Source organism: Sphingobium sp. FG58 (genome assembly GCF_057809055.1).
Map to the genome: position 1 here is coordinate 268,327 of NZ_JBMDJF010000004.1, position 18,083 is coordinate 286,409.

An 18,083-nucleotide genomic window follows, 5' to 3' on the forward strand; every position below is an offset into this window, starting at 1 on the left:
AACTCACCTTGGCCCGTTCGTTTCGAGCGAAGGTTGGGAGTTTTACTCTAACCTCATCTCGCCCTAAATTTGCACCAGATGCGCGACATCTTTCGCGCTTTCCTCGGCAATCGCGCCTTGCCGGATGATCCGTCCGTTCTGCATCGCGCAATAGCGATCGGCAAAGCGCCAGACGAAATCGAGATATTGTTCGACCACCAGCACCGTCATGCCCAGCTGGTCGCGGACATGGACCAGGGCCGCCTCGATCTGCTGCACGACATTGGGCTGGATGCCCTCGGTCGGTTCGTCCAGCAGCAGCAGGCTGGGTTCCCCAGCCAGAGCGCGACCTATCGCCAGTTGCTGCTGCTCGCCACCCGACAGAAATCCCGCCGCGCGGGTGCGAATGTCGTAGAGTTTGGGGAACAGGTCGAAAATATGCGACGGCACCTTGGCTGCACCCCTGCCCCGCCCGGTCAGCGCCGACAGGCCGGTTTCCAGATTTTCCATCACGGTCAGTTGCGGAAACACATGCCGTCCCTGCGGCACGAAGCCGATCCCCGCACGCGACCGTTTGTGCGCAGGCAGCGCGGTGATGTCCTGCCCGTCGAAGCGGATCGTCCCGCCCGTCACCGGCCGCGTCCCCATGATCGTGTGCAGCAGCGTCGTCTTCCCCACGCCGTTGCGGCCGATCAGCGCCATCACCTGCCCGCGCGCCAGCGTCAGTTCCACGTCCCACAAGACCTGGCTCTGGCCATAGGCGCTCGACAGGCCGTCCATTTCCAGCAGCGCGCTCATGCGGTGTGGCCCAGATAGACCGCAGCGACTTCCGGGTCGGCGCGCACTTCAGCGACGCTGCCCTGCTTCAGAAATTTGCCCTGATGCATCACGGTGACGGGCGCGGCCAATTGTTCGACAAAGCTCATATCATGATCGATCACCAGCACGGTGCGTGTGTCGCCCAGTCCCAATATCAGCTCAGCCGTGCGGCTGGTTTCCGCCGGTCCCATGCCTGCGGTCGGCTCGTCCAGCAGCAGCAGTTCCGCCCCCGTCGCCATCACCATCGCGATTTCCAGCCATTGCTTCTCGCCATGGGCCAGCGTCCCTGCCTCCACCGTGGCGCGATGGGTCAGGCCGACGCTCTCTAGTGCTTCGTCCACCGCTGCACGCTCGTCCGCCGGGATGCCGGTGCCAAGGCTCTTCCACCAACGCCGGTCGCGGCGGGCGGCGAGCGCCAGATTGTCGCGCACGCTCAATGTCGGCAACACGCCGGGCGCCTGGAACTTGCGGCATATGCCCCGCGCCACGATCGCCTGTTCGGGCAAGCGGTGGATTTCCTCGCCCTTGAAGATCACCCGGCCCGTGCTGGGCCGCACCCGGCCGATGATCGTGTCGCACAGGGTCGATTTGCCCGCGCCGTTGGGACCGATCACGACGCGGGTTTCGCCTCGGTTGAGTGTCATCGAAAATCCGTCCAGCGCCTTGAACCCGCTATAGTCGATCGTCACGCCATCGACGCTCAGGATCAGGTCGGATATGGCCGATCCGCTCATGCCGCCTTGCCTTTGGCGATGCCAGCCAGCCCGCGCGGCAGTAGCGTGACGACGAAGATGAACAGCGCCCCCATCAGATAAAGCCACAATTCGGGAAAGGCGCTAGACACCGCATCGCGCGCCAGATTGACGAGCAAAGCGCCGATAATCGCCCCCGCCAGACTGTAGCGCCCGCCAATCGCGACCCACACGACCATTTCAATCGAGGGGACGACGCCGATCAGCGCGGGCGACACAACGCCTGCGTGCAGCGTGAACAGCGCGCCGCCAATCCCCGCCAGCATCGCCGCGATGGCGAAGGCCGCGACCTTGAAGGGCGTCGGGTTATAGCCCAGAAACCGCACGCGATTTTCGCCGTCGCGCGCCGCCCGCAGCAAAATGCCAAAGCGCGACGCCAGCAGCCAGCGCAGCGCAACGAACGCCCCGCACAATATGGCCAGCGTGATCCAGTAGAGCATCGACCCGGTGCCGGGGCTGGCCAGCCTCACGCCAAAGATGGAGTAGAAATCGGTGAGCCCGTTAAAGCCCCCGGTCACGTCCTGCCGCGAGATGATGAGCGTCGCGAAGGCAAGGCTCAATGCCTGCGTGATCAGCGCAAAATAGGTGCCGCCCACCCGCCGGTGGAACACGGCCCAGGCGAACAGCGCCCCGACCAGCGTCGGCACAAGGATGATCGCCGCCAGCGTGAAGGCCGGACTGGCAAAGGGTGTCCACCAGAAGGGCAGGCTCTCGCGCCCGCTCCACACCATGAAGTCGGGCAATTCGCCCGCTGGCAGATCGGCCAGCTTCATGTGCAGCGCGATGGCATAGCCGCCAAGGCCAAAAAACACCCCCTGCCCCAGGCTCAATATGCCGCCATGACCCCAAATGAGGACAAGGCCGAGGGCAAGGATGCCCATCGCCATGAAGCGGGCCAGCAGGTTGAGGTCATAGCTGGACAGCGCAAAGGGCGCGGCGACGCCCAGCGCCAGCAACAGCCACGGCAATACCGGTTTGAGCGGCGAAAGGCGGGAGAGATCAGGCATCGAGCTGGCGGGTCTTTACGGCGACGACGCCTTGCGGGCGTACCTGGATGAAGAGGATGACGAACACCAGCAGCAGCATCTGCGCCACGCTGACATCGACGAAAATTTGCGCCAGTGCGGCGAAAAGTCCCAATATGATCGCCGATGCGGTCGTGCCTACGATGCTGCCAAGCCCGCCCATCACGACGACCAGGAAGGCGGGGATGATATAGCTTTGCCCGACATTGGGCGTTACCGGACCTAGCAGCGCGAGCATGACGCCTGCCAGCCCCGCGACCCCGGAGCCAAGGCAGAAGATGGTGAAATCGACGCGCTTGACGTCGATGCCGCTGGCCGACGCCATCATCCGGTCCTGATTGACCGCCCGCACCAACAGGCCAATCCGCGTCTTGAGCAGCAGCAATGCCAGCCCGCCCAGCACGAGTGCCGCGATCGCGATGATGAACAGCCGCGCAGAAGGCAGGGTGACGCCGAACGCCACGAAGTTGCCCGTCAGCCATTCGGGCGCGCGTACCTCCACCCCGATCGCGCCGAACAGGTCGCGCGCGCCCTGTTGGAGGATGAGGCTGACGCCCCATGTCGCCAGCAGCGTGTCGAGCGGGCGCGCGGACAGGTGGCGGATGAGGGTCGACTGGATGAACCCGCCCATCGCCGCTGCGCCCACGAACGCGACGGGGATGGCGAGCAAAATCCCCAGCGCGCCCGGCACAACCAGCAATGTCATCCAGGCGAGATAGCCGCCCAGCATCAACATTTCGCCATGCGCCATGTTGATGACGCGCATCAGCCCGAAGGAGAGGGCCAGGCCCAGCGCGGCCAACAGATAGAGCGAGGCGAGCGACGCGCCATTGAACAGCTGGTTGAGGAAAAGGGCGTCCATTATACCACCGCCCGGAAGGATCGTTTCACCCCGTTTCCTCCGTCATTCCCGCGAAGGCGGGAATCCATCTCCCGACTTCGCGCCGGTCGCTGGGGCCGGAGATGGATCCCCGCCTTCGCGGGGATGACGGGTTTGATCGGCATTTTACAGCTTGCAAGTCTTGCCGGGGAAGGCCAGCGCGTCATAAGGCTCCGGCACGATGTCCTTGCCGCTGTCGGCGATGATCTCGAACTGGCCATCGGCCTTCAGCTTGCCGATATAGGCTTTCTGCACCAGGCTTTGGTTGGCCGCAAAGCTGACCGTCCCCATTGGCGTCGCGAAACCGCCCAGCGCAGCCGCGGCCTTGCGCACCGCGTCGGGGTCAAAGCTCTTGGCCTTCTCCACCGCGGCTTTCCACGCATAAACGTCCAGATAGCCATGGACCATCGGGTCGGTGATCGCCGCATCCTTGCCAAACTTGGCCTTGTAGGCGGCGATGAATTTGGCATTGGCGTCGCCGGTCAGGCTCTGAAAATAATTCCAGGCGGCATAGCTGCCCTCGACCAGACCCGCGCCCATCGCCTGCGCTTCCTGTTCGCCGATGGAAAAGGACATGACCGGCATCGTCTTGGGGCTGATCCCGGCGGCCTGCATCTGCTTGAAAAAAGCGACATTGCTGTCGCCATTCAGCGTATTGATGATGATCGCGGGTTTGGCCTGCGCAATCTTGGCGATCACGCCGGAAAAGTCGGTCCCGCCCAATGGCACATAGGCTTCGCCCAGCACCTGCATCCCGCCCTTTTCGATATGTTTTTTCAGGATCAGGTTGGCGGTGCGGGGATAGACATAGTCGGACCCGACCAGGAAGAAGCTCTTATAGCCCTGTTTCACCGCCCATTCGAGCGCGGGCAGCGCCTGCTGGTTGGGCTGCGCGCCTGAATACATGATGTTGGGCGAACATTCATTGCCCTCAAACTGCACCGGATACCAGAGCAGGTTCTTCGTCCGCTCGAACACCGGCAGCATCGCCTTGCGGCTGGCGGAGGTCCAGCCGCCGAACACGGTGGCGACCTTGTCGCTCTCGATCAGCTTGGACGCCTTTTGCGCGAAGGTGGACGGATCGGAGGCGCCATCCTCGACCAGCGCGTTGATCTGCTTGCCCAGCACGCCGCCAGTCGCGTTAATCTCCTCGATCGCCAGCATCTCGGCATTTTTCACCGTGATCTCGCTAATCGCCATCGTGCCGGTCAGCGATTGCAGCACGCCCACCGCCACGCTGTCGCCCGCAGGCGCGCTCGCCTTGTCCCCGCCGGAACAGGAAGCCAGCGCCAGCGCGCAGGCAGAGGTGGCAAGCATGAGCAGCCTGGATCGGATCATGATGTGTAGGTCTCCCCCTGGCAGGCCGGTTGTGGCGCTGCAGCAATCTGGACCGCTCAAGGCTATGGAAAGCCGCCTATCCCCCGTATGCGTCATTTGACGTAGGCACCCGCGCGCAGGCTCACCCTAATATTGCGCCATGGCAGACGGGGCGGGACAGATGGCGGCGGACGCGATGGTGGCGAAATCTTCAGCCTCGCCACCCCATATCCTTGCCATGGCGCGCAAGGCCATCCGCGATCCGTTGGTGGCTTTCATGGCTGCGGGGGTGGCGCTGTTCGGCGGCTATTCCATCATCGAACGGGCGCAAAAGCCGCCGGTCGTTTTCACCCCGCAGGTCGAACAGGCGATGGTCGGGGAATATGAAACACTGGTCGGTCGCCCTGCCACTGCCGCAGACAAGGCGCGGATCAAGCGCGATTATCTGGCCGAGGAATTGCTGTTTCGCGAGGCGATCGACCGCAACATGCATTTGACCGACGGGGAAACCCGCAAGCGGCTGGTGGACAAGGTTCGCTACCTGATTGCGGGCGCACCGCCCGAACCGACGCAGGAGCAGCTGGTCAATCATTATGCCGACAATCTGGCGCAATATCGCGCAGAACCGCGCACCAGCTTCACCCAGATCTACTTGGCGCAGAAACCTGCTGACGCCGCGTTGTTACTGGCGCAGCTCAATGCCGGTGAAACCATCCCCGGCGACGATTTCTGGCTGGGGCGCAGCTTCCCGCGCTATGGCGATTCGATGGTGCGCGGCATTTTCGGGCAGCCCTTCGTCGCCACGCTCAAAACTGCGCCGGAAGGCCGCTGGTTCGGCCCGGTCCGCTCGCCGCGTGGCTGGCATTTCGTGCGCAAGAGCGAGAGCATCGCCAGCGCCATGATCCCCTTCCCCGCCATCCGCGATCAGGTGCGGCAGGATTATATGATCGCCCACAGCAATGCCGCCATCGGCAAGGCGCTGTCGGGCCTCAAGGAGAAATATGATGTGGAAGAATAGTCTGGCTGCACTGCTGCTGGCGCTCGGCTTGCTGCTGCCGGCGACGGCGATGGCCGACATCTTCCTGTCCGCCGATTTCGCCCTGACACGGGGCGAGGACGCCAACACATATGAATTTACCGCCGCCGTGCCGGAAACGGTCGGTCAGCCTGCTCCTGTCGCCTGGCCAGACGGGTGCAGCCAGACCGGCATGACGCGCCAGTCCAGCGGCGGACGGGCGCAATATGCCTTTGAATTTGGCTGCGAACGTCCCTTTGCTACCGGTGACATGATCCAGACACCCTGGCGTGCCGATGGCGGTCGCTTCGTCACCAATGTCATGGGCAGCCAGGTCGATCGCAGCTTGACCGGGGATACGAACGGTATTGCAATACCCGTCGGTGAAACCGCAGCGGCCCAGCGACCCCTGACCCAGATCGCGCCCGAATTCCTGGCGCAGGGGGTCTGGCATATCTGGCTGGGCTGGGACCATCTCGCCTTCGTGCTGTGCCTTGCCCTGCTTGCGCGGGGGCGGGAATTATTGTGGCTTGTCAGTGCCTTCACTGCCGGTCACTCTGTCTCACTCGCTGTCGCCTTTTTTGAACTGGTCCGCGTCCCCGTCCCCCCGGTCGAGGCCGCTATCGCCCTGTCGATCGCCTTCATGGCCCGCGAGGCGCTGCTGGTCGGGAAGGGGGAACAGGGGTTCGCGTTCCGCCGCCAGCTCATCGTCGTCTCGCTGTTCGGCCTGCTCCACGGCCTTGGCTTTGCCACAGCGCTGGGCGAACTGGGCGTGCAGGCGGGCGAGAAATTGCCCGCGCTGATCTTCTTCAACATCGGCGTCGAAGCCGGGCAATTGCTGTTCGTCGGCGCGATCATCGCGGCACTGGCGGGCCTGCGCGCTATCTCGCTGGCCACGCCGGTGCGGGTCGCCGCGCTCTATGCGGTCGGCGCGATCGGCTGTTTCTGGATGGTCGAGCGGGTCGCGGGGTTTGGCGTCGCCTGACGCGCCCGCGCGATGATCCCGCTGACATTGGCGACCGCGAAGCTGACACCGTAAAGATTGCGTCGCTGTTCGACGCCGGGGATTGGGCGGGGGTGGCCAGAGGCATGGATGATCCCGCCCCGCTCAACATAGGTTTCACGGGGACAGTCCCAGTCGAGGCTGACGCCCACTACGCCATCCAGACTGCCCGGATAGCAGGCTTGCCCGTCCACATCGCGCGCCGCGACGATCAGCACCCCCGCCGCCTCGGCCCGTGCCACTGCCGCCGCAAAGGCTTCGCCATGCGCCGGATTGACGGTGCCAAGGCTGAGATTGATCATATCGACCCGCGCCGCCACTGCCCGGTCGATCGCGCTGACCAGCGCCCGCGCGCTGGCCCGCAGCGCTTCGTGAAAGACGCGGATCGGCAGGCACAGCGCAGCGGGTGCCTGCTCCATGATCACCGCAGTCACCGCCGTGCCATGGCCCAAACTGTCCAGCGTATCGCCCTCACTCAGCCCGCCATCGCGCGCCACGGCAAAGCCCGGCAGCAGACGCGCGGCGTCGATATGCGGATGGTCGGGATGTACCCCGCTGTCGATGATGGCGATGCGCACTGGATCAGGCATGAACCGGCTCGCCCCGACGCTCTACCTGCGCGCAACCGTCTGCCAGCGTCACGATCATGTCGGCCATCTGCGCCATGGCGGGCTTGTGGGTGATGATGATGATCGTCGCGTCGGGCAGCGCGCCGCGCAGCCGCCCGGCGATCAGTTGCTCTGTCTCTCCGTCGAGCGCCGACGTCGGCTCGTCCAATATCAATATGCTGGGCGACCGCAGCAGCGCCCGCGCCAGGACGATCCGCTGTCGCTCCCCCGCTGACACCGCCATGCCGCGCTCCCCGGCGCGCGTCTCATAGCCCAAGGGCAAGCGCGCGATAAAGTCGTCCAGCCCCGCCGCATGGGCTGCTGCCTCGATCTGGGCCTGCCGCACATCGGGCAGGGCAAAGCCGATATTCGCCGCGATCGTATCGTTGAACAAATAGGGCGACTGATCGACCAGAATGATCTCCCGCCGTAAATCATCAAGCGCATAGTCACGCAGGTCGCGGCCATTGACCAGCACCTGCCCGCCATCGGGATCGAGATAACGGACCATCAGGTCGGCCATGGTCGATTTGCCGACGCCGCTCGGCCCCAAAATCGCGCACAGGCTGCCCGCCGGGATCGTCAGGTCAATGTCGCGCAGCACGGCATCGCGATCATAGCGCATCGCCACCCGATCGAACCGCATCACCCCCGCGCGCTCCAGCGGCAAGGCATCGGCGCGTTCGACCACTTCCGCCCTGGTATCGAACAGCTCGAATATCCGGCCCAACGACACCCGCGCGGAAGCAAGCCCCGACGTCAGCCCCATCAGCGTCTGGATCGGCGAGAGCAGCCGCATATGATAGGTCATGAACGCGACCAGCGTGCCGATGCTCATGCCATCCTCAATGATGCGCCAGCCGCCATAGAGGATCACCGCGGACGTCGCCGCCGTCATCAGCGTGCCGGGGAGAGCGCCCGTCATATAGGAAGCGACCTGCATCCGCAGCATCGCGCCGACGAAAGCGTCATTCTTCTGCCGGAAGCGCCCGACCTCATGCTCGCCCGCGCGGAGCGAGGCGACGACCCGCATCCCCATCACCGTATCGACCAGCAGACTGCCCAGATCCGCGCCCTTTTCCCGCATGTCGCGGGTCAGTGCGGTCAGCCGTCGCTGATAATAGGCAAAGGTCGCAAGGCTGGCCGGGACCAGCACCACACTCACCAGAAACAACCGCCAGTCGAGCCACAGCATCATCGCCACGCAGCCGACGAAGAATAGCAGGTTGCTGACCACGGACAGCAAGGTGTCGGACGCGATCCGCTGGACGTCGCTCACATCGCTATTCATCCGCGACACGAGGTCGCCCAGCCGGAAGCTGCCATAGAAACGCGGCGAGAGCGTCTGGAGATGGCGCAGCAGGGCCGCCCGAATGTCGTAGAGCATCGCCGCCGAGAGGGCGACATAACGATAGCTGGCGAGGATATTGACCGCGAACCCGGCGATTGTCACACCGATCATGATCGCCGCAATCCGCACCAGCGCGCCCATATCCCGCCGCAACAGCGCCTCATCGATCATCAGCTTCGACAGATAGGGTTGGGCCAGCCCCAGCGCGGTGGAGATCAGGCTGATCGCCAGCACCATGATGAGAGCGCCGCGATAGGGACGCAAGAATGGCGTCAGCCGCTTGTAGGCGCTCCAGTCGGCGACGGGGGGTGAGAGATTAGTCACCCAAATGATCTTCCACTCGTCGTCCCCGCGCAAGCGGGAATGACGGAATGAAATGGATGTTCGCAATGCTCACGCCGCCTGCCGCCGGGGCAGCAGCCGCACACCGTCCAAGACAAAGGCAGGCTCCGGCATCTTGGCCAGCAGGCAGGTACACCAACGATGCCCGTCCATCAGCGCGTCATGCTGCGCCCGCCACCACTCGCCGATCCCGCCGCTGGCGTAAAATTGCGCGCAGAGCAGCAGATGCCGCCGCATCGCCGCGATCAGCATCGATTGGTAATGGGTCAGCAGCGCCGCCGCATCACCGCCCTCCGCTATACCGATCAAAACGGCTGACGCCAGTATCGCCTCCCGCACCGACTGCGCCATGCCATCGCCGCAGATCGGATCGAAGCCTAGCGCCGCCGTGCCGCAGGCCAGCCAGTCGTCGCCGCACAACGGCAGATGCAGGCGCGGCGCGGCCAGAAAGGGCATCGATACCGCCCCCACGGCATCGACCACCGGCGTGATCAATCCGCTCTGCGCCAGCAAATCGTCCAGCGTTCCCCCTACGCCGAGCAACCAGCCTTCGTCCGCTCCGGCAGGCACCAGGAACAGCCAGCCGTTCGGCACCGCCTCGATCCGGCCTTCTTCGCCGCAAGCCGGGTCACGCAGCCGCACCCTGGTCGCCACGGCATGGCGATCGCCAAAGATGCGTGTCTCGCCCAGTGGCATCGGCGGCGCAGCGTGGATGGAGAAATCGATCGGATCGTCCCGTGCGACAGGCTGCTCCCCCGCCAGCGCCGCCTGCACCGCATCCTCTGACGCCAGAGCCGCGCCATGCGGCACCACCACCGGCGCGCCGCCCCATGCAACCACGCGCCGCTTGATCCGGGGACTATCGGCAAACAGGTCGGGCCGCCCGAATATGTCGCGCAGTAGCGCCAGGGCCGGATCGCTGAGCATGATCGTCGGCACCGGCGCGCGATGGATGGCTTCGCTTGCGATCCGAAGGCCCGCCCCCTGCAACAGATGTGCGCATGTCGTCGCGGCAATCCCGCTGCCCCTTATGCCGACGATCATGCGCTGCTCGGTCATTCCACCGCGACCATGCCCGCACCGGTGGTGTCATAGCCCAGGTCCAGCGTCACCTCATGCTTCAATGTCTTGGCGTCATAGACTTCCAGATCATAGCTCGCGCCATAGATATAGAGCTTCGCACCATCGGTCGACATGCCCAGGCGAAAACGGGACCGGCAAGGAAATTCCGCCTTGTCGACCACGGCGTTGCTGGCCATGTCCATATGCCAGAATTCGCAGCGCTTATTGCCATATTTGCCGTTGGTGACGACGGTATAGGCCTGCTTGCCATCGGGCGTAACCTGCAGTCCGGCCATGGCGTCAGGCGCGGGGCCGATGGGGGTGAAATCAAACTGCCGGGTGGACAGGTCGAAGCGTGCCATGCCGAACATCTTGTTATGGACATAGGCGTCGGCGGCATTGAACAGCGACACATATTGGCCCGGCGTGCGGATCGCATCCAATGTGCCGCCAAAGCCGACATTCTCCATGCCGGTGCCTTCAGGCTTGGCGAGGTCGATCCGGTCGGTGACCTTGAGGGTCGCCACGTCGATGATCGCGACCTTCTCACCAAAGGCGTAGAGCGTTTTGCCGTCGGGCGACACTTTATAACCCGCGCGCCAGCCGCCGGAACGCTCATCCTCCTTGTCGATTTCGGCGGTGCGGACGACCTTTTGCAGCTTCAGGTCGATGACGCCATACATGGGCTTGCTGACGGTATAGCGGTCGATCCCCTTCTCGAACTTCGAGATCACGGTGTAGAAATAGCGCCCGGTCGGATCGGGTACGCCGCCCCAGAAACGATAGCGGGTCGTGCCATCGTTCAGGCTGAACTTGTTGATCACCTTGCGCGTCGCGGTGTCGATCACCTCGATCCCGCTGGTGGTGATGGTCGTCACATAGATGCGCTTGCCATCATCGGACAATTGCATCGATGTCGGCAGGCCGGTGTCCAGTTTGATCGTGCCGGTAACCGCGCCCTTGCTCTCCTCGAACACCAGCAGGCGGTCGGGATAGGAGCCCATGAACAACGTCGCCGCATTCAAGGGCATGGCGCTCAGCATCGCAAGGCCAGCGCCTAGCATCAGACGATATTTTGGCATGGCGGCCCTCATGGGAAAACGAGATCGAGACTGCGCCAGTCCTTGGTCGCGGTGGCGCAGTTGCTGGCCCAGTCGGGCGAGTAGTTGACATGATCGGGCACCTGGACCGGCCAGAAACAGGTGACATAGCAGTCGTAAATGTCGCGCTCGACCGGCTGGCATAGCCCCGCCGTCCCGCCACTGGCATCGACTTCCCAGCCGGGGGAGAAAGAGAGCGAACAGCCCATCGGCACATGCGGGCGCGGGGCCTGCTGGAGGGCGACGACATCCTCCTCCATGTCCGCATTGGGCGATGCGGCCGCTTCCATCTGGGTCACGGCCTCGTCGATCCGCTGCGCCTTTTTATTGATGGCACGAAGATGCTTCATGACAGCCCCTTTCTTTCGGCAAAGCGTTCCAAGAAACCGGGATTACGCACCGACAGCACGCCATAGATACGCAGGCAGGTGTCGGTCCACTGGCGTATCCAGTCGCAATAATGGAGGTTGGCGTGGCCGGTGTCGCCATAGCGGACGAACGCCTCATGATGGCATCCGCCCGCACAAAGCGGACGCGCCCAGCAGCTTTGGCAGTCATATTTGGCCTCGACATGCCCTTTGGCCAGAAACTCGCCCTGCTTGGCCCGGTCGATGCCGCTGGAGACATGCCCCATCGTGTGCGTATCCGCATCAGTGAAGCGATGGCAGGGCGACAGGTCGCCCGACGGGCTGACACCCATCAGGCCCAGCCCAGCGCCACAGGGATGCGATTTGTTGACGCCCGAAATCAACTCGCTGATCGTTTCGCTGACATTGGTGAAGCCGTGCGATTCCCCCCGCAGCGCATATTCCAGCCACTCGTCCGCTAGGCTGTTGAACTGCGCCAGCACGCTGTCCATGCCGTTGCCATTGAGCGAATAGGCGCGCTCCTCGCCCGTCGTCACCGGCGCGAAGCCCACCTCGTGGAAGCCCAGATCATCCTTCAGATGGCGGAAGATGCGGACGACATCGGTCACGCCTTCGGTCAGCGTCACCCGCGCGGTGATCGCCCGCGTCTTGTGATGGGCGATCAGCGTGCGCAGGCGCGGTTCGATCACCGCATAGCTGCCCTTGCCATTTTTATAGACGCGATGCTTGTCCTGCAATTCCGGCGGGCCGTCCATGGACACGGTCACCCCGACCCGGTTGTCCGACAGAAAGGTGACGATCTCCGGCGTCAACAGCGTGGCGTTGGTGGTCAGGCTGTAGGTGATCGCCTTGCCCGCTAAGGCTATTGCATGATTGGCATAGGCCACCACATCGCGCAGCAGCTTGAAATTCATCAGCGTTTCGCCGCCGAAGAAGGTGATATGCACCGACTTACGCCCGACCGCCTCGGCAATCAGCAGATCGACCGACGCCATCGCGGTGTCGAGCGTCATATATTTGGGCTTGCCCGCCGGCGTCGCGATCTTGTCCGCGCCAAATTCATAGCAGTAAGTGCAGGCCAGATTGCACTGGTTGGTGACGTTCAGCACCAGCGCCTGCAACGGGAAGTCCGCCGGGGGAGCTTGCGGCACTTGCGCCACCGGCATGGCATGGCCCAGATGGATCAGGCGCGCCTGCCGCAATTCGCGCACCAGCCCATCGGCTTCTTCCGCTGCGCGCCCTTCGGCGACAAGTTCGCGGACCAGCGCCGCATGGGTCAGTTCCTGCCCGTCGAGCCGGTCCAGAACCGCGCGCACATCGGGGTCGATCTCGAAGATCGCGCCTGCGCTCACCAGATAGACAAAGTCGCTGCCCCCGGCGTCAAAGCCATGATATTCTGCCCGGCGATAGGTGGGTGCCTGCATCACGGTCATTGCGACACCTCCGGTTGATCCCATTTCTGATAGGCAGGTACGGTGACGACCATGTAGGAACGGGCGGTCAGCGGCTTGCCGAACTTGTCCTTCTCGGCCTTGGCCGTGGCGACGACCCAGACATCACCATAATTGTTGCGGCCAAAGCGGCGGGCCGGGTTCGGCCCTTCGCTATTGGGGGTAAAGAGCGCAGCCGGGCTGAGCGCCCCGACATATTTGGCGTCATCATCATAATAGACCGCCAGATATTCCTGCGTGGACCAGGTGACGTCGACCGGCCCGACCGCAATGTCATCCGCCGTACCCTGCTTGCCGTCGATGCCATTTTCGAACCCGGTCGCATCGAACTGCGCATAGCCTTTGGGGAATTTAATCCCGCCCAGCCGCGACACAGCGGTTTCGGGTGTCACCTTGATATAGTCGATCTTGCTATAGACCGGGAAGGCCTGCTCCAAGACCGCGCCGCCGATTGCCACGCTGCGTTGTCCCGATGCCGCGCTGGCGGCGACATCAGCGGTCACCACCAACTCCTGCGGGCTGGCCGACACGATCTTCGTCGCGGTCACGCCGACGCCCAGATCAATGTCGGCGGGGGTGAGCGATACGGGCAGATTATGTCCCACGATACGGAATTGCGTGCCCTTGGTTCCGGCCTTGACCGGGCCAGGCACCACCGCCAGCACAGCGGGCGCAGCCGTTGCGCGGATCAGTTTCACGTCCAGCCCGAATTCCTGATAATCGCCCCAATACCAGCGCCCTACGGCGCTCTGCTGATCGGGGGCGAACCACATCGTCTCCCGCGCGGCGCTTGCCAGATCGTCGGGCTTGCCGGCCGCCACGGCCCCCTTGGATGATCCGCGCCAGCTATAGCCCGCATAGACGATACCCGCGCCGCTGCGGCTAACCGTGCCGCCATTGGTCAGCGACCGCAGCGTGCTGCTGGTCACAAATTCGTCCGCCGATTTGCCCGGCTGGACGCTGAAATTGCCCACGAACCGTCCCTGCCCCGGCGCGGATGCCACGACCAGCCATTCGCCTGCCAGACGCGGCACGCTCTGGCGCGATCGCCATGCGGCCCATTCGGGCGTGTGCAGCGGCGCGGCCTTGGCCATATAGGTCAGCGCATATTCGCCGCGCAGCATCTTGTCCTTGGGGTCGCGGCCCACTGGCTGTTCGCTATCCTCGGCAGGGCGACGATATTGCGCGTCCGCCTGCGAATACATGGCGACATGCAGATCCTGCAATTGCTTCCATTCCAGCTTCGACCGACGCCACGACAAGGGCTGGGCGAAACTGTGGCAGGCGGCGCACGCGCCGCGCATGGTTTCGTTGGGGATATTGGTTTCGTCGATCGTCCGCTTTTCGGCCAGATACATGACCGGCAGCGCCTCTTGCGGGGCCAGGCCATGGGACGATGACAGCGATTTGACGATCGCCCGCGATTCATCGGGCGTGATCGCCAGGCCGTTCAGCCGCACCATCCGCTTGATCGCCTGCGACCAGCCTTCGGGCGTCGTGCGAACCCAGCTGATCCGCGACAAATTCCCCTTGGCATCGGGGGTGTGGCAGGTGCCGCATTTTTCCTTGACCAGCGCGTCGGCGACCGGGATGCCCGGATCGCTTTCCTTCATCGTCGCGCCGTCCGGCCCGCCATCGGCCTGCGCAAACAGGATCGAGGTGGAAAACAGCGCCAGCAACCCGAATTTCGAGAGTGTTACCCGCTTCACCCTGTTTCCCCCTCAAGCACCGTCGGGTGCGCGAAACCCAAGCCTAGGCAGGCGCGCACCGCGCGCCATTGCCCAAATGACGTATGGCCCCGCGACAATCCGCCATAGGAAACTGGACAGACTTCAAGATTTTTTGCGGGTTGACTTGCCAGCCCCGCTTTGCTCGGCCGAAATGGGGGTCGCAGCCCCCTTCTTGCGCAGCGCAATGCCGCTCAGGCAGGCGTGCAATATATAGTTGGCGCTCATCCGGCTGACATAGGTCGGGTCCAGGATCGGTGCGGCATCGAGCAGGTCGAAGCCGACCACCTTGGTCTGCGCGCAGAGTTGACGCACCATCGGGATCGCCTCCCGCATGGTGATGCCACCAGGAACCGGGCGGCCCGATGCTGGCGCATCGCCCGGATCAAGGACGCTCATGTCGAACGAGATAAAGACATTCTCCGGCCCCTGTTTCAGGCCCGCCAATATCTCCTTGGTCACCGCCTGCCAGCCGCGTTCCTGTATCGCGGCGGTGGATAGAATGCGCGCGCCGCTGTCGGTCAGCCGCTTCTGCGTCGCCGGATCAGCGTCGCGCCCGTGCAGGCCTACCAGCGTCACGTCACTGCCGCGCAGCAGATCTTGCTGCATCAGCCGGGTCAGAGTCTGCGTGTCGGAGATCAGATGATCGCCGTTCAGCTCCGCCCCGGCATGGGCATCGAACTGAACCAGCGCGACCTTGCCAGCGCCATAAGTATCGACCATCGCCGCGACATCGGCAAACATCACCGCATGATCGCCCCCGACGATGAACGGCACCACGCCGACGCTCGCCATCTCGGCGATCATCATACGGACATGGGGCAGCCCGCGTTCGGGCGCCATCGGGTCGATCGCCAGATCGCCATAGTCGGCGATCGACAGCAGCAGGCCCGGATCGACCCCGCCATCGGCATCCGCGCCGACCAGCCCGTCCATCCCGCGCAACGCCATCGGCGCGTGCTTGGAGTCGCGCCAGCCCGACGAGAAATCGAGCGGCACGCCTACAAAGGCGACCTCCACCTTGCCCGCGACCAGATCCTCCTTGCGCAGCGCGACCGGCGCGTCGGCGAAGGTCGGCACCGCGCCGCGTTGGAACAGATAGCGTTTCAGGCTGAACGGGCCGTCGTCGCGCTTGCGCTTGTCGAACAGCTTGGGACGCAACGTGGTGCTGGCGTTCCAGCCGCGCGCCTGCGGGTTGAGCGCAATCTCCGACGGATCGCGCCCGGCCATATATTTGCTGTCCTCCACCACTGCCATCAACGCGCTGGCATAGGCGTCGACATCGGCCACCGAGCGCCCGGCCAGCGCCACCTGCAACTTCTCATCCGTCAGGCCAAAACGCGCCAGCACCGCCGGATCGGACAGAAAGGCCTTCTTCTCCGGCGACAGGCTGACCAGCGGATCGCTGCCCTGCGCCATGGCGGGGACGGACAAGGTTGCGAGGGTCAGGGCAAGAGCGGCGCCACGCGCCAGCAAAGCGGCGCGCGCCATCAGTTCTTCTTCCCATAATAAGCGTCCAGCCCATGATCGACCGACACCGGGTTGAGATAACCGGGTTTCAGCCCCTTCTTGCGCATGGCGATGCCCGCCAAACAGGCATTCAGCAGGAAATTGCTGTTGAGCGCGGTCTTGTAACTGGTGTCGAGATAGGGCGCGACTTCGACGATATCGATGCCCGCAATGTCATTTTCCGCGCACAGGTTGCGCATGATCGGCTGCGCCTCCCGCATGGTCAGGCCGCCGGGAACCGGGGTGCCGGTGCCGGGCATGAAGGCGGGGTCCAGCACATCGACGTCGAAGCTGATCCAGAGCTTCTTGGTGCTGGTGCGCGCTTCTTTCAGCGCACGGGCCATCACCTTGTCCCAGCCCCATTTTTCCACCTCGACCATCGTGTGATATTTCATGCCCTTGTTGCGCATCCAGCCAAAGGTTTCGAGATCGGGTCCACGCGCGCGCAGGCCCACCTGGATATAGTCGCTGCCCCGGACATGGCCTTCATTGATGACGCGATAGACCGGCTGGCCATGGTCGAGCAGATGCACACGCCCCCGGCCAATGTCATAATGGCTGTCGAAATGGATGACACCGACATTGCCCTTGCCATGGACATCGGCGGCGGCGGCGACATTGGGATATTCCAGGCTATGGTCGCCGCCGATGACGATCGGGATCGCGCCGGTGCGGGCGATTTCCGCTACCATCGCGCGGACATGATCGACGCTGCGTTCGGTCGAATTCTGGTCGATGGCAATGTCGCCATAATCGACGACTTTGAGCGCGGCATTGGGATTGATCATCGAATACATGTCATTGCCGCCCGCCCCGCCGGTCATCCGCATCGCGCGCGGCCCGTCGATCGCGTTGCGCCACCCTGACCCCATATCGAGCGGCGCGCCGACGATGGCGACATCGACCTTGCCCGCTTTCAGATCCTCCGGCGTCATCGCCAGCGGCGCACCCGCAAAGGTTGCAAAGCCCCCGCCAAAGCCACCAATATAGCGGGTCAGTTCCATCGGACCGGCCTCACGCCGTGGGTCCATCGTCGCGGGGCGCTTCGCCTTCCAGGCGTTGAACCAGCGCGATGATGTGTCGAGCGGGATCGCCGCGACATCGCGCCCGGCCTTGAACTCCACCTGCGCGTGCAGCGCCTGCATCGCGTCGATATAGGCGCTGATCTCTTCGGGCTTGCTGGTGCGGATACGATCGAACAGCGCGTCCTTTTCGACATAGCGACCAGTGACGCCGCTCTTGAGAAAGTCGATTTTCGCCTTGTCGATGCCGACCAGCTTCGCCTCGACATCCTTGGGCAATTCCAGCGGCTTGGGCTTGCCCATATCATCTTCGGCCGGCATTTGCGGCGCGGGCGTGGCCGCGTTGGGCAGGTCGCCTGCCAGCACGGCCCCAATCGCCGCGATCCCGGCCATGCTCCATCCTGTAACGGCGGTCAAAGAAGGCATCATCGTCTCCGGCCCGCGCGGCGCAGGCAAAGGCTGTGGGCAGGAAAAGGGCGCACCTGGCCCTTTTCCCAAGAGGTAAGCGACCCGTGCGTCGCCCCCCATGGGGCATTTGACGTAGGATGGCGCGCAAGTCTGACAGACGAACAGGCTACGTCAAATGCCCCATGTCTGACTGCCTGCGCAGTCCATAGCCTTCCCACCATTGCAGAAAAGCACGAGGCGGCAGCGCGGTCGCCCACAGCGTGATGGCCCCCGCAAAAGGGGCAGCCAGACGCACACCGGGAGGGGCTGATGTCAGGGAGCTATTGGATACAAAAGGGGAATAGC

General features: G+C 63.9%; 16 protein-coding genes. 2 read left to right on the forward strand and 14 right to left on the reverse strand.

The genetic code is table 11. From position 1 onward, the window contains the following. Window positions 1–63: 63 nt before the first annotated feature. From urtE to urtA, 5 genes are all read right to left on the reverse strand, one after another. Window positions 64–777 (reverse strand): urea ABC transporter ATP-binding subunit UrtE, encoded by a 714-nt coding sequence (gene urtE, locus ACODR8_RS07800; protein ID WP_489006706.1) that lies wholly within the window; start codon window positions 775–777, stop codon window positions 64–66. Then, entirely contained in the window at window positions 774–1,532 is a 759-nt protein-coding gene (urtD, locus tag ACODR8_RS07805; protein ID WP_489006707.1) for an urea ABC transporter ATP-binding protein UrtD, read from the reverse strand. Before urtD ends, urtE begins: the two co-directional genes overlap by 4 nt. Further along, window positions 1,529–2,557, reverse strand: coding sequence for an urea ABC transporter permease subunit UrtC (urtC, locus tag ACODR8_RS07810; RefSeq protein WP_489006708.1), 1,029 nt, complete (start codon window positions 2,555–2,557; stop codon window positions 1,529–1,531). Before urtC ends, urtD begins: the two co-directional genes overlap by 4 nt. After that, window positions 2,550–3,437, reverse strand: a complete 888-nt coding sequence (gene urtB, locus ACODR8_RS07815; RefSeq protein WP_489006709.1) for an urea ABC transporter permease subunit UrtB — start codon at window positions 3,435–3,437, stop codon at window positions 2,550–2,552. Before urtB ends, urtC begins: the two co-directional genes overlap by 8 nt. Window positions 3,438–3,581: 144 nt before the next feature. Beyond that, the gene (urtA, locus tag ACODR8_RS07820; RefSeq protein WP_489006710.1) at window positions 3,582–4,793 is read right to left on the reverse strand and encodes an urea ABC transporter substrate-binding protein; all 1,212 of its coding nucleotides are present in this window, start codon (window positions 4,791–4,793) and stop codon (window positions 3,582–3,584) included. A gap of 139 nt (window positions 4,794–4,932) precedes the next feature. Between urtA and ACODR8_RS07825 the strand changes: the two genes are divergently transcribed. Both ACODR8_RS07825 and ACODR8_RS07830 read left to right on the forward strand, forming a co-directional pair. After that, window positions 4,933–5,790, forward strand: coding sequence for a peptidylprolyl isomerase (locus tag ACODR8_RS07825; RefSeq protein ID WP_489006711.1), 858 nt, complete (start codon window positions 4,933–4,935; stop codon window positions 5,788–5,790). Then, window positions 5,774–6,772 (forward strand): HupE/UreJ family protein, encoded by a 999-nt coding sequence (locus tag ACODR8_RS07830; protein WP_489006712.1) that lies wholly within the window; start codon window positions 5,774–5,776, stop codon window positions 6,770–6,772. Before ACODR8_RS07825 ends, ACODR8_RS07830 begins: the two co-directional genes overlap by 17 nt. On the opposite strand, the gene qhpE is transcribed toward ACODR8_RS07830, so the two are convergent. The 9 genes from qhpE to ACODR8_RS07875 all read right to left on the reverse strand — a co-directional run bounded on the left by qhpE (window position 6,706) and on the right by ACODR8_RS07875 (window position 17,723). After that, window positions 6,706–7,380, reverse strand: coding sequence for a subtilisin-like serine protease QhpE (gene qhpE / locus ACODR8_RS07835; RefSeq protein WP_489006713.1), 675 nt, complete (start codon window positions 7,378–7,380; stop codon window positions 6,706–6,708). The two genes, ACODR8_RS07830 and qhpE, sit on opposite strands and share 67 nt — an antisense overlap. Beyond that, window positions 7,373–8,986: an ABC transporter ATP-binding protein gene (locus ACODR8_RS07840; RefSeq protein ID WP_489006784.1), complete on the reverse strand. Its 1,614-nt coding sequence runs from the start codon at window positions 8,984–8,986 to the stop codon at window positions 7,373–7,375. The genes qhpE and ACODR8_RS07840 overlap by 8 nt, the downstream gene beginning before the upstream one ends. Before the next feature lie 156 nt (window positions 8,987–9,142). After that, a complete protein-coding gene (locus tag ACODR8_RS07845) occupies window positions 9,143–10,150 on the reverse strand; it encodes a hypothetical protein (RefSeq protein ID WP_489006714.1) in 1,008 nt (335 codons plus the stop codon). Further along, entirely contained in the window at window positions 10,147–11,235 is a 1,089-nt protein-coding gene (locus tag ACODR8_RS07850; protein WP_294135285.1) for a YncE family protein, read from the reverse strand. The genes ACODR8_RS07845 and ACODR8_RS07850 overlap by 4 nt, the downstream gene beginning before the upstream one ends. A gap of 8 nt (window positions 11,236–11,243) precedes the next feature. Beyond that, on the reverse strand, window positions 11,244–11,603 hold the full coding sequence (gene qhpC / locus ACODR8_RS07855; RefSeq protein ID WP_217675223.1) for a quinohemoprotein amine dehydrogenase subunit gamma: 360 nt from the start codon (window positions 11,601–11,603) through the stop codon (window positions 11,244–11,246). After that, window positions 11,600–13,054: a quinohemoprotein amine dehydrogenase maturation protein gene (gene peaB / locus ACODR8_RS07860; protein ID WP_489006715.1), complete on the reverse strand. Its 1,455-nt coding sequence runs from the start codon at window positions 13,052–13,054 to the stop codon at window positions 11,600–11,602. Before peaB ends, qhpC begins: the two co-directional genes overlap by 4 nt. Next, window positions 13,051–14,781, reverse strand: a complete 1,731-nt coding sequence (peaA, locus tag ACODR8_RS07865) for a quinohemoprotein amine dehydrogenase subunit alpha (protein ID WP_489006716.1) — start codon at window positions 14,779–14,781, stop codon at window positions 13,051–13,053. The genes peaB and peaA overlap by 4 nt, the downstream gene beginning before the upstream one ends. A gap of 123 nt (window positions 14,782–14,904) precedes the next feature. Next, the gene (locus ACODR8_RS07870) at window positions 14,905–16,290 is read right to left on the reverse strand and encodes an agmatinase family protein (RefSeq protein ID WP_489006717.1); all 1,386 of its coding nucleotides are present in this window, start codon (window positions 16,288–16,290) and stop codon (window positions 14,905–14,907) included. Beyond that, window positions 16,290–17,723: an agmatinase family protein gene (locus ACODR8_RS07875; RefSeq protein ID WP_489006718.1), complete on the reverse strand. Its 1,434-nt coding sequence runs from the start codon at window positions 17,721–17,723 to the stop codon at window positions 16,290–16,292. The genes ACODR8_RS07870 and ACODR8_RS07875 overlap by 1 nt, the downstream gene beginning before the upstream one ends. Between the last annotated feature and the right edge of the window lie 360 nt (window positions 17,724–18,083).

What these genes read in the sequence shown, in the direction of transcription:
- urtE (WP_489006706.1), bottom strand. Translation starts at nt 777, where the DNA reads ATGAGCGCGCTGCTGGAAATGGACGGCCTGTCGAGCGCCTATGGCCAG.
- urtD (WP_489006707.1), bottom strand. Translation starts at nt 1,532, where the DNA reads ATGAGCGGATCGGCCATATCCGACCTGATCCTGAGCGTCGATGGCGTG.
- urtC (WP_489006708.1), bottom strand. Translation starts at nt 2,557, where the DNA reads ATGCCTGATCTCTCCCGCCTTTCGCCGCTCAAACCGGTATTGCCGTGG.
- urtB (WP_489006709.1), bottom strand. Translation starts at nt 3,437, where the DNA reads ATGGACGCCCTTTTCCTCAACCAGCTGTTCAATGGCGCGTCGCTCGCC.
- urtA (WP_489006710.1), bottom strand. Translation starts at nt 4,793, where the DNA reads ATGATCCGATCCAGGCTGCTCATGCTTGCCACCTCTGCCTGCGCGCTG.
- ACODR8_RS07825 (WP_489006711.1), top strand. Translation starts at nt 4,933, where the DNA reads ATGGCAGACGGGGCGGGACAGATGGCGGCGGACGCGATGGTGGCGAAA.
- ACODR8_RS07830 (WP_489006712.1), top strand. Translation starts at nt 5,774, where the DNA reads ATGATGTGGAAGAATAGTCTGGCTGCACTGCTGCTGGCGCTCGGCTTG.
- qhpE (WP_489006713.1), bottom strand. Translation starts at nt 7,380, where the DNA reads ATGCCTGATCCAGTGCGCATCGCCATCATCGACAGCGGGGTACATCCC.
- ACODR8_RS07840 (WP_489006784.1), bottom strand. Translation starts at nt 8,986, where the DNA reads ATGGTGCTGGCGATCAGCCTGATCTCCACCGCGCTGGGGCTGGCCCAA.
- ACODR8_RS07845 (WP_489006714.1), bottom strand. Translation starts at nt 10,150, where the DNA reads ATGACCGAGCAGCGCATGATCGTCGGCATAAGGGGCAGCGGGATTGCC.
- ACODR8_RS07850 (WP_294135285.1), bottom strand. Translation starts at nt 11,235, where the DNA reads ATGCCAAAATATCGTCTGATGCTAGGCGCTGGCCTTGCGATGCTGAGC.
- qhpC (WP_217675223.1), bottom strand. Translation starts at nt 11,603, where the DNA reads ATGAAGCATCTTCGTGCCATCAATAAAAAGGCGCAGCGGATCGACGAG.
- peaB (WP_489006715.1), bottom strand. Translation starts at nt 13,054, where the DNA reads ATGACCGTGATGCAGGCACCCACCTATCGCCGGGCAGAATATCATGGC.
- ACODR8_RS07870 (WP_489006717.1), bottom strand. Translation starts at nt 16,290, where the DNA reads ATGGCGCGCGCCGCTTTGCTGGCGCGTGGCGCCGCTCTTGCCCTGACC.
- ACODR8_RS07875 (WP_489006718.1), bottom strand. Translation starts at nt 17,723, where the DNA reads ATGGCCGGGATCGCGGCGATTGGGGCCGTGCTGGCAGGCGACCTGCCC.